Genomic DNA, 16,026 nt, shown 5'->3' with positions numbered 1-16,026 from the left:
TTTCAGGAGTACTATTTTTTTGTGAATGTAAGATAAAATGCAAATCTTCTAGAAGAAATATTTCCACTACCTTTCTGCTTTATACCCCCTTCTTTCTTTTTCAAAAAGGAAGTTGTCACATCTAAGGTGTTATATACTAAAACATTCTACAATCTCTTTATAAACTCCTTTTCACTTTATAACTTCCCTTTATTGGCACCTAAAGGAGATGCCTAATGGAGATTACTATATTCATGGTTTATATTTCAGAGGTAGCATTTTCCGCTGAATTTTGAGGTGGGGGTCTTACTGCCCAGCAAATAACGGGATAAAAAAATCATCCTTTTTTCTTAAAAGAGGATGATTTTTTTATATTTATTAACACTCAAATATGCTACTACTTTTGAAGAGTAAATTGGGCAACTATTTGTTTTAATTTTCCTGCTGCGTTATGCATATGTTCAATTGAAACCGAAATCTCTTGAACAGATTTTTCTTGCTGTTGAATAGACTCTTTTACCCTATCAGTTCGGTCAGATGATCTTTGGGAAATTTGAGCCATGTCTTCTGCAGAAGCCGAGATTTCCTCACTACTCGCTGCAATTTCATCTGTAGACATAGATACCGTTTGAATTTGCTCAGATACTTGCTGTACTTTTTCTGTAATTGTTCCAAATACTTTTTCTGTATGCATTACTACTTGTGTACCTGCCTGTACCTCATTATCTACTTTCCCCATCATATGTACCGTATGGTTCGTTGTTCCCATAACTTGAGTAATAAGATTCTCAATTTGTTTTGCAGAATCACTAGATTGTTCTGCTAATTTCCGCACTTCATCTGCCACAATTGCAAATCCTCTACCACTTTCACCAGCACGTGCAGCCTCTATTGCGGCGTTTAATGCTAATAAGTTAATCTGGGAGGTAATACCTTGCATAACATCAATGATTTTAACAATTTCTTCTGATTGTTCTTTCATAGTCTCTACTTGTTTCACACCGCTATGTACCGAATTTTGGATTGTATCCATCTGTTGAATCATTTGTTTCATTAATTTGTTACCATTCTCTGCATCTAATGCTGATTGAGCAGATAATTCATTTACAGAGGATGATGTATTGACTATACTCTGCATTCCTTGCGTCAACTCTTCCATCGCACCCGCAGTTTGTTCCATTGCTTGCATTTGACTCTCTGCACCATTTGCAACTTCTTCAATATCCATAGTGATTTTCTTCGCTGCACTACTAGATACTTCTGATGCAGATACTACTCCGTCTGCATGTTGGAATAAAAGCTGAATATTATTCTCTACTTCTTGCATATTTGTTCTTAGCCCTGCAATCATCTCGTTAAAATTACTTACTAATATACCTAATTCATCCTTAGCAGTATAATCACCATGTACGGTTAAATCTCCTTCTTTCGCTCTTTCCATCATACGACTAACCGTTTGTAAAGGAGCAACTATAAGCTTGCTAATAATATAACTTACTATACATATAACGATTGTAGTAACTACTACAAGAATGATAAAGGTAATAACGGAACGATCAATCATTTTTTGAGAATCTTTAAATACTTGGTCAGCTAAATTTGAAACATACGATTCTAGATCCACTGCATAACCAGCTAACTCTATTCCCTTCGGTTTTAATTCCTTCTCAAATTCATTTACCATTTGTGGCTCGTTTGTTGCCTTCGCCTTTTCAAATAATTTTTTATATGTATCTTTATAACTTGGCAAAGATTTCTTCATCTTCTGAAACAGTTCATCCTCTTGCTTACTTAAATTAAAACCATCATCATATTCTTTTAATAAAGAATCATATTTTTTAAGATCCTTTTCAATATTATCAATTATTCCCTCTTTATTTGCCACTTCATTTTGTGATACCGTAATTAATTCTAATAAATTATATTCTAGTGAATTTTGTGTGCGAAGCATTCCTTCTAATAAAATTGCAGAATATTGATAATCATCTACTACAACCTCTGTATCATGCTTAATCTTATTAATAGAACTAATTGCTACACTGCTCATAATTACCATACCTAAAACTGCTAATGAAATAAGCGACAATAATTTATATTTCACTTTTAAATTTTGTAAAAAATACATTTTTCCACCTTTATTCCTTTATATATAGATTTTTAGAATTTTATAGCTTATTATTTACAAAATCGCAATAAAAAGCAATGATAAATATTCCCAATATCAAACTTATATCCCTATAAAAAAAGAAGTAGCTATCATGCTACTCCTTTTTGCTTTGTTTCTCATATTGTTCAAACGTATGAATTCTTTCAAAAATTGGTGGGTGCGTGTATAAGAAAAATTTTACTAACGCAGGCGGATTTACTTGGCTTAAACTTGTTTTTGATAAATATTGAAAAGTTTTCACACCAGATTTCCCGTCCTTCGTCATATTTAAAGCATATTGATCTGCGGCTCTTTCTTCTATACGTGAAACGTAGTTTGTTGCTGGTTGTGCTGCAAAAGAGAGTACAGAAGAAATTAAGAAAAATAAAGGTAAAATGGAGAAACATGCTACTTTTGAAATTTGCAATGTATCTCCCCATTTGCGAATACACATATTTATAATACGACTAATTAAAAACATACCTATAAACGATAGCAATACATAACTTGCAACGCCAAAATATATATGTTTCATAACATAATGCCCCATTTCATGAGCCATTATAAATAAAATCTCTTTATCTTTTAACTGCTTAAGCGTTGTATCCCACATTACAATACGGGCGTTAGGACCAATTCCTGTTACGTAAGCATTTAATGCATTCGTTTTTTCTGACATGTTTACTTCATATACGTGTTTAGCAGGAATGTCCGCTTTGTCTGCTATCGCTAAAATTTTCGTTTCTAATTCTTTATTTTTCAGCGTCGAGAAGTCGTTATAAAGCGGATCAATAACGACAGGCTGTATGAATGTTAAAAAGATTGTAAATGGAACAGAGAGCGCCCATCCTGCGAGCCACCATCTCTTCGGAAATTTACGGATAAGCCATAATAGAACGGTAACTACGATTAACATAGTCGCATAACTTTCCCAAAAACCGATAACATGATCTTTTATCCAGCTTTGTGTACTTTGTGTTGAAATGCCGTAATCAACGGACACTTTCCGGCCAATCCATTGCATCGGTAAGGCAAGCACTGTTGTCAATAATGATAAATAAAAGAAATAAATCGCAACTTGCAAAACACTTATTTTAGTCGTTTCCTTCGACCATTTCTCAAACTTTCTTGAAATACCTAGCACAAGTACAAATAATAAAATAATCCATTCAAGAGGCGTCGCTAAAAAGTATAGTAAATTTTTCACGCGCGAATAATCTTGGCTTAGCGTAAGCTCTCTAGCACTCATAAACGTTTCTGGATCTGCACTCGTTCCCTTATACATGTCCGGAATAAGTTCATGATTCCATCCAAATAAATACCAATATATAAGTAACGCAAATCCAACGTACAAAAAAAGCGACCAACCGATAACCTTCCTCACGCTATTCCCTCCTCTATGCTGCCTGTCTATTATTATTGTAAGTTCGTACACGCTAAATTAGAACAAGCTTATTATGTGAATTGCTTTGGATCTTTTTATTTACATAAAAAAACTCTTCTACATAAGAAGAGTTTTACCTATCTTTAAACACTTTCTTCGGTTCACAATCCGTACACTTACAAACCAACACGTACCCTACTTCCTTTTTAGATAAAATAAAAAGCCTCTTTAAGGAAGTACATCTATTAATAAACTAAAATCTTGTAAAGAGAAAGAACTATATTTCATAATACCCTGTACGGCTAAAAGTAAAACAAGACCGATCACACACATATAGTTAACGCTTTCTTCATTCTTTTTTTCAGTAACGACTCCACCACTTATACATAAAATCCCTAGCAAATGGAGCGCTAAATACATGAAAAAATAAGCTTCCTCCCAGCGCAAAATAACATTCACTGTCGTTATTAACACTAGACTAAGTAAAATCAAATAAAAAAACTTATTTGATGATATCGTTTCATTCATATAATTTTATACATCCCTTTCAAATTTCGAATTAATGATGTTTCAAAGCTATAAAGTAAATGATTGTTTTTATACCATAAAACAAAAGGAAAGCCACCATTACTTTCTCGAATACTTTATGAATCCACATATACTTCTCTTCATTCTTTTTGAAGATGCGCTTCATCATTTCTTCTACAATTAGACCAAATATTAGTAAAACCCCGAACACAATAAGAAGAGAAATAATATTTTCTTTTAAATGAGTACTAGAAAATACGTAATACTCTGGAAACACAATCGTATCTACTACAGGTTGAAGCCAATGACAAACACTTCTATCACACATATCTGTAATAGACGTAGAATCTATAATGTCTTTTAATATTTTTTCAACCGTCTTCTTCATCTTATTTACTCCCGACTACATCTGAAAAGCTCTTTTTCTGCTCTGCATATATAACTGGCACTTCTTTACTCCAATATTTGCGATTAACAAATAAAAAGATAAGTACTAAGTTTAATCCTGTTATAAAAATAATAAGTCCAGGAAAGAATGTCGTATAATTTGAGAAATCGGCAAAACTCATAATTTTTTCTCTACTTATTAGAAAAGACGCACCTATTACAAATGCATTGTTTAACATATGTATTGCAATTGGCATGAGTAAACTTTTCGTACGAATATATACGATTGACAATACGATGCTGAATATGGCTGCACCGAGGAAATCAACATGTAACAACGCAAACAATATTGCTACAACGATGGTCGCTATGCTCGTTCCCCATTTTGTTGCAAAACGTTGAAGTAAAAATCCGCGAAAAACAAACTCCCCGATAATTGGTGCGATGAATACGACCCTAATGACTTGAGATACATATCCCCCAGTACTATCTACAATTGGTTCATGCAGGGCGTTCATAATAAAGTCCGGTGTAATCCATGCAAAACTATACATATACAAAATAAGATACCCGTAACTAAACATGCATAACATAACCGTAATGTATAAAACTTGTACCAAGTTAAATGTTTCATTTTTATTAACAAATAATGAAAATGAAATGTGGTGCTTTCTATACTCATAAGAAATCCATACCATCGGAAGGATATAGAATATAAGGATATTTATAAAAGAAGAATTTTGTATATGAAATATACTTGTTAGCAAATCGCCACTACTTCTCGCTATTAAAATTAATAGTGCAAATACAATTAAAAAATATCTAGCTCGCATCACTTGAAACGGGTTCACACTCATCTCCTCCCCTATGTTACTTTTATCATATCATTTGATTCTTAATTTTTTGCGAAAGAAAACCTTAAAATTTCCTTAAAAATTCCATAAGTTACAAAATGATGATATGATATTCGAGAAAATTAGGAGGGATATTTATGTACCAAGCAAATATTTTACTCGTTGATGATGAAACAGCAATTTTACAATTACTAACTACCATTCTTGAAAAAGAAGGCTTTTCTCATATTACAACTGCAACATCAGCTGAAATAGCTTTATCTCTAACTAAGCAAAACAATTACGATTTAATTATTTTAGATGTAATGCTTCCTGGACAATCTGGTTTTGATATTTGTCCAATCATTCGCCAACAAACAGATTGTCCAATTTTCTTCCTATCAGCAAAAGCATCTGATTTAGATAAAATATCCGGATTTTCATACGGTGCAGATGATTATATTACGAAACCATTTAATCCATTAGAAGTAGTAGCACGTATGAAAGCACAGCTTCGGAGACATATGAAACAAACCGTACCCCACGAACAAAAATCACACTCAATTTCATTTGGAAGATTTGAAATTGATCAGCACTCTGCAGAACTAACAGTAGATGGGCACATTGTCGAATGTTCTGCTCAACTCTTTCAACTACTACTCTTCTTTTGCGAGAATCCGAACTACGTATTTTCGAAAGAGGAAATATATGAAAAAGTTTGGGGAGCACCTGCCTATAATGGCGATGACAACACTGTTATGGTCCACATTCGAAAACTACGTGAAAAAATTGAACACGATCCAAGTAAACCAGAATATATAAAAACCGTTCGCGGGCTTGGTTATAAGTTCGTTACAAAGTAGGGTGACGATATGAATTTTAATAAACGACTTATTATTCAATTTATCATGCAACACGTTTTTGTTTTAGTTACATTACTTATCGCTGTAGTTGCTGCTTTTACTTATTTAATTTTTCTTGTTACGAGTACTTCATACGAACCGAACATTCCAGATTCTGATAATTTTATGATTGCAAGATATATCTCTTCAGAAGATGGTGATATTTCGTTAAAAGCTGAAGTAAAAGACTTAATTAAAGAGAAAAATGATTGGATTCAAGTTGTGGAGGAAAACGGAAAAGTTCTCTATCACTTTAATACGCCTAGTGACGTGCCAACATCTTATACGAAAGCATCATTATTCTCGTATATACAGAATCATATAGAAAGCCCTTATACATTTAAATATTGGGAAATAGAATTAGAAGAAAAGAACGTACTTGTTATTTATGGCGGTATGTTAAAAAGCAATGTATTACTGAAAACGATCCAGAAAGAGCACCCTTCTGTATCTACAGATACGTTCACATTAACAGAAGAAGAAAAACAGTTACTTTCTAAAGAAAAGGCTACTCTTCAAATCTTTAATAGTGGCGGCGAAGAAGTATTCTCCTATCCAAATGGAAAGAAAAAAACGTTTTCTGCCATACAAGCTGCTCTTAACGCAAAAGAACCATGGAATCATAAAGAAAACACGTCTAGCTTTTACGATGCAAATAGTGGCAACCTTCTCGTTGTAACTGCAAAAAATGAGCACTACTATCCAGATGACGAAATTGAAGATGTATTTACTAAGAAGTTTCTCATCGGATGCGGATTAATCCTTCTTATCGTATTTGTTTATTTAGTCATTCTTTCTATTTGGTACGGTAATAAATTCGGGAAACCGTTATTACATGCGATGCGCTGGCTTAAAAATATCGCTGGTGGAAAGTATGAAGAACCTATTAGTAAAAAAGGAAAACCCGTCAGGTTCCGGCGATCTGGTAAAGAAAAATGGTCATTCCGTTTGTTTAGAGATGTAACAAGTTCACTAGAACACCTTTCTATTACACTCAAAAAAAATGATGCGATGAGGCAAGTCCTCCAGCAAACACGAGAAGAATGGATTACCGGTCTAACACACGACTTAAAAACACCACTTAGCTCTATATATGGCTACGCATTATTACTCGAATCGAATCAATATAACTGGACTGATCGTGATATTCAGCAATTTGGTAGTGTTATGAAAGAGAAATCTCAATATATGACGACATTAATTGATGATTTAAGCTTAACGTATCAATTAAAAAATAACAGCCTTCCTGCCCAACACGTAAACGTTGAAATCAATCAGTTCGTCCAAAAAGTATTATTGCAATTTATTAATAATCCAACACTTCAAAATCAAAATATTGAATTCGTACCGAGCTCAAATAAAATTCAATATTTCATTGAAGAAAAATGGTTTCAGCGTATTATCGAAAACTTACTCGTAAACGCGGTAAAACATAATAACGAAACAACTACTGTCATCGTAAAACTATCACAAAACGCTAATTCCTTTACACTCTCCATTTCAGATGATGGAAAAGGAATGGATGAAAAAACGAAAGAACTTCTATTTGAACGATATTACCGCGGAACAAACACAGAAGAAAGCAACATTGGAACTGGACTTGGCCTAGCCATTACAAAACAGCTCGTTCATGCTCATAACGGAACAATTTCCGTTGATAGTGCACTCGGAAAAGGAACGACGATTATTCTTGTATTTCCGTTTCGTTCGTAAGAAAGACGCTATGTGGCGTCTTTTTTTCTTTTCTGGGAGAGTTTTTCGGTAATTGAAATTATGCAGATCGTTTTTTTTTGAGGTGTTTTAGCGGTATATGAAATTATATCAGCGATTTTTTGAATATATCAGCGCAACTCGAATTATATCGGCGCAATTCAAAATATATCAGCGATTTTCTAGATATATCGACTTACCGACAAAAACCGACAATACTAACCTACCTCTCTACTATACAAAGTAAAAATAAAACTATTAACAAATACATTTCTAAACTGTTATACTATAAATAGAAGTATAAACTAACTAAGTTTTGCATAAAATGAAGTAGACGAGGTGCTTCCAACACCCCGTCACTGCAACCAATTACCGTAATGTGGAAGGTTGCAACTAAAGCTTATTTGAGCTTAGAAGACTTCCCACGCTTCGCAGGCAGACGGGTGGTCTTCTTTTTGCGCTTTTTTGCCGTTAATTTCTTAAATCCCAAAACTATACCTTCTCTAGCTATAGTTTTTGTGATTTCCAACAAAATTTGCAAAAAAAATTCCATACGATTACACCTCCTTTCTTCACCAAATGAAGAAAGGGCATAACCTTCCACCCGCAATATTTAATTGCTATTTTATTTTACCATTTTCATATGTATTACAGATAAAACAATACAAATTTAACAATCCACTTATAAAAAAAGCGAACCATCTCCCAATGATTCGCTCTTACCCTATTATTTTTTCTTCACCGGTATCCAAAGTTCTACTTGAGCGAACTCACTTTTATCTTCGTGGCAACGCTCATCGTACAGTTCAAACTCTGTAACTCCGCAATGTTCATACCCTGAATGTGGGAACCATTCTGAGAATACTGCATTCCAAGTTTGGTGAATAGACGATACCATTTCTTTATGAGGAACTTTCGGCGTTGTAAATACTGCATATGTTGCTGCAGGGAAAGTACGCTTTGCAATTTCATTTGGTACATTTTCAAAGTCTGTAACTTCCATTCCGATAATATAAGTGAAGTCCCCTGTTTCTAAATTAAAATCAGTACATAATCCAAGCTCTACCCATTGGCTCGTATCTTTACGATTCGGAATCGTTGTTCCAAGATCTTTTTGTAAATATTCTTGCCAAAATGCTGGGATGTCTTGATGGTTTTTCCCTTCTTTACTTGTCGTCTTCAGTTCATAACCTACCATTAAAAATTCTGGTTTATTTACAATACGATATTCCATTTGTATGCCTCCTAAATACGGATTTAATTTTCTTTGCTTTACATTCACGCTGTAATACATCGGTGTTTCAATTTCTTGTTTTCGATATTCACTCGGTGTCATTTGAAATAATTTCTTAAAGGCTCTCGTGAACGTTTCGTGAGATTGAAAGCCATGCTCAAATGCGATATCAATAACTTTTTCATCCGTATGAGAAAGTTGATAAGCTGCCCGGGCTAACCTCCTCTTTCGAACATACTCCATTACTGTATCACCTACTAACGCCTGAAATACACGATGAAAATGCGACTCAGAAAAACCTGCAATACGTGCTAAATTACGCAGCGTCTGTTTTTCCATGACATCTTCCTCAATATAATCAATTGACCTTTGAATTTGTGTTTCATAGCTTTCCATCTCTGTTCACCCGCCTTATATGTATTATGATAAAAGAGAATCCTATCCAATTCTTGACGTTTTTTACTATATTTTTAAAAACAAATGTAACTTTTTGATATGTATTTCGTTGTTATGTATGAAGGGAGGGAAATGTAGTGAAACGCAAACAATCATTAGAAGACATTTACTCCAAGCACATGCAAGATTTATTTCGCTATCTTCTCTCCCTAACCGGAGATTCTCACTACGCGGAAGATCTCATGCAAGAAACGTTTTACCGCATGCTCATCCATATTGACTATTATAAAGGAGAAGAAATTAGGCCGTGGTTATTTACAATTGCCTACAACGCCTTTATCGATTGGTATCGAAAAGAAAAAAGATATAAAACAACGACAGTGGAAGAATTCCATTTACCAAACGTACCAAGTACAGAACACTCTTATTTTGTAAAACATGAGATTGCTAGTTGGTTAGACAGTTTATCTTCGCTTCCCCTTGAAAGACGAAATGTTCTACTATTACGAGATTACTACGGATTCTCGTATAAGGAAATAGCAGAGATGACTGGTCTCTCACTAGCGAAAGTGAAAATTGAATTACACAGGGGACGAAAAGAAACACAAGGCATAAAGGAGTGATTAGGATGGGTTGTACAAAGTTTAAAAAACTATGGGAGAAATACGAAAACGGAACGCTCACGCAGGATGAACAAGAGCGGTTAGAAAGTCATATTGAAACATGTGAAGAGTGTGACGATTACTTAGATGATTTGCTTTCAAAAAGTGAACCGATAAAGAAAAGACTACCACCACAAAATCTAAAAGTCCCGTTTTGGAAAATAAAATGGAAACAGCGTTGGCAAACCGTTAGTTTTGTCCTTGCTGTTTGTATAGCAATCTATTTTGTTGGTCATTTTGCATCTTCCTTTTACTTCTATTCGAACGAAATGAAAAACTTCCGGAAAGTGGATGATATACCAGCACTCGCAATAGAAGCAACAATGCCAAATAGTCGTTCCGCTGGAGGAAATACGAAGGTTAAACCTTTCTTTCGTACAGAAACTGAAATGGATTTATATAAAACGATCGGTAAAAAAGAATTTCCAATTGGTACAGTAACAATGCGTAGTTTCTTATCATCTGTAACTGTCACAAATCAATCTTGGGAAAACAGAGCCTATTCAAAAAAACTTTCCTTTGTTCATCCAAAAATTAAGGAAGAAGCTTCTTTGAAAGAATCATCTAAAAAAGTTTGGGATACACTTGGAAAGATACATGAGGGTACCGTTGCAGAATTAGCGATATCTTTCGATAAAGTTTACACTTTACAAGAAGTCGAATCCATTCTATATAGCGCATTTGAAGCACAAGAAATGCCACCAACTCCTTTATGGTACGCCTTAGACACAGGACAAGAAAGAATAAATGAAGACGATTTTCTCTTGCATAGCGGAGAAGTTATCGGATTTCGAGAACATATAAATCTTCCTGAAAATGAAACAAAAAAACTACACACAAAAGAAGATGAAGTAATCGAAATGATGCGCATTCTTTCTATAAATAAAGAAACTGTAAGTAAAACGACTTGGACTCGTGAAAAGGATCTGAACTTAGATAAGCGCTATCAGTATATAAAAGATAACGGCGTTAAAGTATACGGCATGGTCATTACTGGCCCGTCGAAAGAATTATTGAAATTACAAAACTCACCGAATGTGCGTTATGCGACTCTTGGGGATATTGAGGTTTGGAATTGGTTTGATCAGTGATGAGGAAAAGGAGAGCAAAGATATGCTCTCCTTTTTAATCCGAAATCACTTTCACATACATCCCTCTCACCGCTTTTTCATAAGCGACCTCGCTCATCTGTCTTATTTTTTCCGACACAACAGACGATGGAACAACTTCACCTTCACGAAATAATGGAGAATCAATGAGACGGACTTTATTTTTCTGATACAAATCATAATCGTTTCTATCTTCTTTTACTTTTACATTCGGATGAACTTTTCTTAATAAAGCATGTACTTCTGAATCAGTACATTGCTGCAATTTCGAAATAAGCTCCTCATCTTCAAGAAGAAAATCATCTGCATGAATAATCCTTTTATGAAGAGCTACCTTTAACGTTTTCGCTAACATATCATTTCCGTAAATATTCATTGGTTCCATAAAGAAATCGATTACTTCCTTGTAATACGTTTCTGTAAACCATTCCGCTATTTCGATATTTTGCAGAACCATTTCCCCCTTTACTTCGATGACATCCTCTAAAAAACTGTGAACTTCTTCTAAAGAAACATACCCATATGTATACATATCTCGTAACGTATAATCCACTCGATCTGCACATAATTCGGGCGCTGACCTTTCCAGTAACGTCCACTTCGAATCATCTAATAAAATATCTTCATAGTTATAACCATACTTCGCAAGGATCGCTGGAATTTCTGAGTTTTTCACAACAGAACTAAATATCTCTTCATGATAACTTTCATCTTCATTATCAAAAACGTAATCAATCACATGGGAAAAAGCAGTATGTGATACGTCATGTAGTAAACCAGCAATCTGTTCTTCTACTGAACCACCTAGTTTTTTCACTAATAACATAACACCAACTGAATGATCAAAGCGCGTTACATTCCATTTCTCGTTCATTAAGTAACTTGCGCCTGCTTGATGAATTCCCTTTAGTCTTTGCATAGACTTACTTGAAATTAATTCTTCTACTACTTGATCCACTTCAAATTCTCCGTATAGTACATCTGATATGATCACTTAAAATCCCCCTTTATTTTAATCGAGTCTTATAATCTTATCTCTTTTATGAAATTAGCACCAACATAAATATTTATTGTTATTTGTTTTTATTTAAAAAAATAGAGAGCCATCAGCTCTCTATTTCATAACCCCTATTCAAATGTAACTTCTACCTGCACAATCTCCGACCTACTTCCAAGTCTAAGCGGTGGTCCCCAAAATCCAAATCCAGAAGAAACAATTGCGTGGAACGCGCCTTTTTGTGCGTATCCCCAGTCTAGCTCGTACATTCTTCTCGTTACAATATGATTGGGCGCCATTTGTCCGCGGTGTGTATGACCGGATAATAATAAATCTACACCTGCCGCTGCTGCTTGTTTCAACTCAAATGGCTGGTGATCCATTGCGATAACAGGCATCGATTTATCTACCGTACTCATTAATTGTTCAAAGCTTTGACGATCTCGCTCTGTTTTATCTCTTCTTCCAACGAGATAAAAGTCATCTTCAATTGTAATTACTTCATCTAAAAGAATACGAATATCAATCTTATCCATCTCTTGTAAAAACTCTGGAACCGCTCTACCGTAGTATTCATGGTTCCCTAAAACACCATATACGCCTAATGGTGCTTTCATTTGTTTCATGATTGGTCCCATATTCTTTTGAATGAACACACCTGGATGATCATCGATAATATCACCTGGTAGCAAAATAATATCGGGCTCCATCTCATTTACATGACGAACAAGTCTTTTTAAATGCGAAACGCCAGACAGTTTACCGAAATGCATATCAGAAGCCATCGCAATGCGTAAACTTTTACGCCCCTCTACCTTTTTCGGTATGTGCACCTCGTACTTTCTTACTACCGGGCTATACGCATTAAATACTCCATACGCAAAGATAAAGATAAATGCAGCTATCACAGCCGCCCCTGTCCAAATAATTGCCGCTTCTTTCTCTACTGAAAACTGTAAAAGAAAGACCATAATATTAGCTAATGGCAACAGCATAAGCGCATATTGTATAACCGCAAACCAAATCGAACCTATCGTTCGCAGAAATGGCAAAAACTTAAACACTTGCACGAGAATGTACGCATATGAAATAAATGCAACTATAAAAGCATAATATCCCCAAGATTCCCAGCCAAATACCGCATGAAGCCAAACCCATCCGTTCCAGCCGATGTAAAACATAAGTAGTGTGTATATAATTAATATGGTAAATATATTGAGATAACGAAGATTCTTCACAGCCAGCCTCCTTATTGATTTCTTCTATTATAACTTGTTATGCACTTATAACGTAAATATTAAGCGCTTCAATCTTCAGAATAAGAACATTGATAAACATATTGTCTTAAAATTTTTAAGAACGGCTGTAATGGACATTTTTGAGTCTTAAGTGTTGGATGAAATTCTATTATCTTTATCCTTCAAAACTCATCTATGCAATTATGCATAACCATCCATTCCGTTTTATTTTCATGTTACGATATAAATGTAATACGACATATATCGACAAAGATAAAAGGAAGTGATTGTATGAAACGTTCTAAAACATACTTAAAATGTTTAGCATTATCCGCTGTTTTTGCTAGTAGCGCTGTAACTCTTTCAACACCTGCTGCTTATGCTCAAACAACATCGCAAGTTGTAACAGATATCGGACAAAACGCAAAAACACATACGAGCTATAATACATTTAATAATGATCAAGCTGATAATATGACAATGTCTTTAAAGGTAACTTTTATCGATGACCCAAGCGCTGATAAACAGATTGCCGTTATTAATACAACTGGTAGTTTTCTAAAAGCAAATCCTACTATAAGTGATGCACCTATTGATAACTACCCAATCCCTGGCGCTAGTGCAACATTACGTTATCCTTCACAATATGATGTTGCATTTAACCTTCAAGATAACAGCGCTCGTTTCTTTAACGTAGCACCTACAAATGCTGTAGAAGAAACGACTGTAACATCTAGCGTATCTTATCAACTTGGTGGCTCTGTTAAAGCTTCTGTAACGCCTAATGGCCCTAGCGGTGAAGCTGGTGCAACTGGTCAAGTCACTTGGTCTGACTCTGTAAGCTATAAACAAACTAGTTATAAAACAAATTTAATTGACCAAACGAACAAAAACGTAAAGTGGAACGTATTCTTTAACGGATATAACAATCAAAACTGGGGTATTTACACACGTGACTCCTATCATTCTTTATATGGAAACCAACTGTTCATGTACTCTCGCACATACCTATATGAATCTGATGCAAAAGGTAATTTAATACCGATGGATCAACTTCCAGCATTAACAAATAGCGGTTTCTCTCCTGGTATGATTGCTGTTGTTATCTCTGAAAAAAATACAGATCAATCTAACTTACAAGTCGCTTATACAAAACACGCCGATGACTACCAACTTCGTCCAGGCTTCACATTCGGAACTGCAAACTGGGTTGGAAACAACGTAAAAGACGTTGATCAAAAAACATTTAATAAATCATTTACACTAGATTGGAAGAATAAAAAGTTAGTAGAGAAAAAATAAGTAAAAAAACGAAGGGACTATTTAGACTCTTCGTTTTTTTACTTATTCATAATAAGATCCCGCGAGTAATACCGTCGCTATGAAATTCCATGATATATTTTTAGGCATCTCTTCACCTTTATTTTGAAAAGCATCCATTAAAATATCAATGCTTTCGTCACTTATAATCAATTTATCCCCTTTTATTTCCTTTTTATAAAAAGACATATTTCCTCTCCTTTACTCTCTTATACATATCCCTTGAAGACTCTCTTTTTCTTTCTATCACACTAAAACACGTACCACTTCTTCTAATAATAAACCCAACCACTCATCCAATTTGTTTCAAAACACTCTAATACATTCAGCCTTCTTTCCATAGTACTATTTCAACATTATACTCATTTTTTTAAATTGATAGGCTTCAACAATAGACTTAAAACTTATTAATTCTTTACATACAATATCTTTCATATACATCAAAAACCTCTCGTTTATTCTAAACATAAAAAATAAGCATCAAACTTCCTTAATATTAATAAGTTTGATGCTTACTCACAATTATTATTTAAAACATTTTTATCAAACCGTAGATAAACGATGTGGATCACAGAAAGTTTCTGTATCAATCTCTTTTTCCAGCCAAAGGTCAAAGAGCGCACTAATATCTCCATCTCCTTGTTCCATCATATACTCTTTTTCTGCTTGATGAATAGGTAATAACCAAAATAAATCAAGCTCCTTTTCTTCAAAAAACTCCATTAGCTCTGGAGACTCTCCTGCCTCAATAACTGCCGGGCTTACTAAAAGCACATTCATTGAAAAATCAGATTCAGCATCCGCATTAGAAATTGTATCCCCGTAATCAAATGAGGTTTCATCTATAAATGGATAATGTGCTAATCCAGCAAGCAAATCAATTATTTCATCATTTTAATTTGCATTTAACCAAATTAATTCTCCTTTAGCACCATTGATCATATATTCAGCTGACATCCCTAATGTCACATATGTCCATACTGGCCTATCTTCATTTTTCGGGAATTCTAAAACGTATAGCATTCCTTTTTTTAGAGCGGTATTATCTAATTCTACTCTTTTAGCTACTCTTTTAGCTCCTCTTTCACCCCAGGTATATTCAAGAATCTGACTAGGCTCTCCAAAATGTTCATAGTACTTTTTCTGAATGTCACTTAATTTATTTTTTCGAAAAAAATTCATTTATGCTCTACAACCCTCT

The 16,026-nt window shown here is 34.5% G+C and carries 17 protein-coding genes and 2 pseudogenes; 6 read left to right on the top strand and 13 right to left on the bottom strand.

Features of this window, described 5'->3' with window-relative positions; all coding sequences use genetic code 11:
* Positions 1-376: 376 nt before the first annotated feature.
* The 6 genes and pseudogenes from MKY21_RS31150 to MKY21_RS05800 all read right to left on the bottom strand — a co-directional run bounded on the left by MKY21_RS31150 (position 377) and on the right by MKY21_RS05800 (position 5,275).
* Positions 377-1,168 (bottom strand): methyl-accepting chemotaxis protein, encoded by a 792-nt coding sequence (locus MKY21_RS31150; RefSeq protein WP_406940645.1) that lies wholly within the window; start codon positions 1,166-1,168, stop codon positions 377-379.
* 156 nt (positions 1,169-1,324) lie between these two features.
* Positions 1,325-2,104 (bottom strand): annotated as a pseudogene (locus MKY21_RS31145) (MCP four helix bundle domain-containing protein); the annotation flags it as partial.
* A gap of 136 nt (positions 2,105-2,240) precedes the next feature.
* Entirely contained in the window at positions 2,241-3,509 is a 1,269-nt protein-coding gene (locus tag MKY21_RS05815; RefSeq protein ID WP_001233318.1) for a M48 family metallopeptidase, read from the bottom strand.
* A 228-nt stretch (positions 3,510-3,737) separates the two neighbouring features.
* Entirely contained in the window at positions 3,738-4,037 is a 300-nt protein-coding gene (locus tag MKY21_RS05810; RefSeq protein WP_001006050.1) for a DUF2101 family protein, read from the bottom strand.
* A gap of 31 nt (positions 4,038-4,068) precedes the next feature.
* On the bottom strand, positions 4,069-4,425 hold the full coding sequence (locus MKY21_RS05805) for a hypothetical protein (RefSeq protein ID WP_016117406.1): 357 nt from the start codon (positions 4,423-4,425) through the stop codon (positions 4,069-4,071).
* A gap of 1 nt (position 4,426) precedes the next feature.
* Positions 4,427-5,275 (bottom strand): CPBP family intramembrane glutamic endopeptidase, encoded by an 849-nt coding sequence (locus tag MKY21_RS05800; RefSeq protein WP_001067986.1) that lies wholly within the window; start codon positions 5,273-5,275, stop codon positions 4,427-4,429.
* A 140-nt stretch (positions 5,276-5,415) separates the two neighbouring features.
* On the opposite strand from MKY21_RS05800, the gene MKY21_RS05795 reads away from it, so the two are divergent.
* Both MKY21_RS05795 and MKY21_RS05790 read left to right on the top strand, forming a co-directional pair.
* On the top strand, positions 5,416-6,120 hold the full coding sequence (locus MKY21_RS05795; RefSeq protein WP_029442109.1) for a response regulator transcription factor: 705 nt from the start codon (positions 5,416-5,418) through the stop codon (positions 6,118-6,120).
* A gap of 9 nt (positions 6,121-6,129) precedes the next feature.
* The gene (locus tag MKY21_RS05790; RefSeq protein WP_061113668.1) at positions 6,130-7,872 is read left to right on the top strand and encodes a sensor histidine kinase; all 1,743 of its coding nucleotides are present in this window, start codon (positions 6,130-6,132) and stop codon (positions 7,870-7,872) included.
* Between the two features lie 397 nt (positions 7,873-8,269).
* On the opposite strand, the gene MKY21_RS05785 is transcribed toward MKY21_RS05790, so the two are convergent.
* Both MKY21_RS05785 and MKY21_RS05780 read right to left on the bottom strand, forming a co-directional pair.
* Positions 8,270-8,422 (bottom strand): hypothetical protein, encoded by a 153-nt coding sequence (locus MKY21_RS05785; protein ID WP_033693817.1) that lies wholly within the window; start codon positions 8,420-8,422, stop codon positions 8,270-8,272.
* 174 nt (positions 8,423-8,596) lie between these two features.
* Positions 8,597-9,499: an AraC family transcriptional regulator gene (locus MKY21_RS05780; protein ID WP_000446847.1), complete on the bottom strand. Its 903-nt coding sequence runs from the start codon at positions 9,497-9,499 to the stop codon at positions 8,597-8,599.
* A gap of 137 nt (positions 9,500-9,636) precedes the next feature.
* Between MKY21_RS05780 and MKY21_RS05775 the strand changes: the two genes are divergently transcribed.
* Positions 9,637-10,122, top strand: a complete 486-nt coding sequence (locus tag MKY21_RS05775) for an RNA polymerase sigma factor (protein ID WP_000823986.1) — start codon at positions 9,637-9,639, stop codon at positions 10,120-10,122.
* 5 nt (positions 10,123-10,127) lie between these two features.
* On the top strand, positions 10,128-11,252 hold the full coding sequence (locus tag MKY21_RS05770) for an anti-sigma factor (RefSeq protein WP_000501953.1): 1,125 nt from the start codon (positions 10,128-10,130) through the stop codon (positions 11,250-11,252).
* Positions 11,253-11,286: 34 nt separating this feature from the next.
* Here the strand turns inward: MKY21_RS05770 and MKY21_RS05765 are convergent, their stop codons facing one another.
* Both MKY21_RS05765 and MKY21_RS05760 read right to left on the bottom strand, forming a co-directional pair.
* Positions 11,287-12,264 (bottom strand): HD domain-containing protein, encoded by a 978-nt coding sequence (locus MKY21_RS05765; RefSeq protein WP_044796107.1) that lies wholly within the window; start codon positions 12,262-12,264, stop codon positions 11,287-11,289.
* Positions 12,265-12,398: 134 nt separating this feature from the next.
* The gene (locus tag MKY21_RS05760; RefSeq protein ID WP_000793735.1) at positions 12,399-13,505 is read right to left on the bottom strand and encodes a metallophosphoesterase; all 1,107 of its coding nucleotides are present in this window, start codon (positions 13,503-13,505) and stop codon (positions 12,399-12,401) included.
* A 34-nt stretch (positions 13,506-13,539) separates the two neighbouring features.
* Here MKY21_RS05760 and MKY21_RS05755 point away from each other — a divergent pair.
* Positions 13,540-13,653: pseudogene (locus tag MKY21_RS05755) on the top strand (TetR family transcriptional regulator); the annotation flags it as partial.
* A gap of 143 nt (positions 13,654-13,796) precedes the next feature.
* Entirely contained in the window at positions 13,797-14,807 is a 1,011-nt protein-coding gene (gene cytK2 / locus MKY21_RS05750; protein ID WP_000830628.1) for a beta-channel forming cytolysin CytK2, read from the top strand.
* Positions 14,808-14,849: 42 nt separating this feature from the next.
* Here the strand turns inward: cytK2 and MKY21_RS05745 are convergent, their stop codons facing one another.
* From MKY21_RS05745 to MKY21_RS05735, 3 genes are all read right to left on the bottom strand, one after another.
* Positions 14,850-15,014, bottom strand: coding sequence for a hypothetical protein (locus tag MKY21_RS05745; RefSeq protein ID WP_000011711.1), 165 nt, complete (start codon positions 15,012-15,014; stop codon positions 14,850-14,852).
* 354 nt (positions 15,015-15,368) lie between these two features.
* Positions 15,369-15,701: a suppressor of fused domain protein gene (locus MKY21_RS05740; protein ID WP_000879446.1), complete on the bottom strand. Its 333-nt coding sequence runs from the start codon at positions 15,699-15,701 to the stop codon at positions 15,369-15,371.
* A gap of 18 nt (positions 15,702-15,719) precedes the next feature.
* Positions 15,720-16,007 (bottom strand): suppressor of fused domain protein, encoded by a 288-nt coding sequence (locus tag MKY21_RS05735; RefSeq protein ID WP_001008991.1) that lies wholly within the window; start codon positions 16,005-16,007, stop codon positions 15,720-15,722.
* Positions 16,008-16,026: the final 19 nt, after the last annotated feature.

Source organism: Bacillus sp. FSL R9-9497, from assembly GCF_038005805.1.
Taxonomy (GTDB): Bacteria; Bacillota; Bacilli; order Bacillales; family Bacillaceae_G; genus Bacillus_A; species Bacillus_A cereus.
Note: the sequence above shows the minus strand (reverse complement) of the source record. Positions and strands in the feature narration are given on the sequence as shown.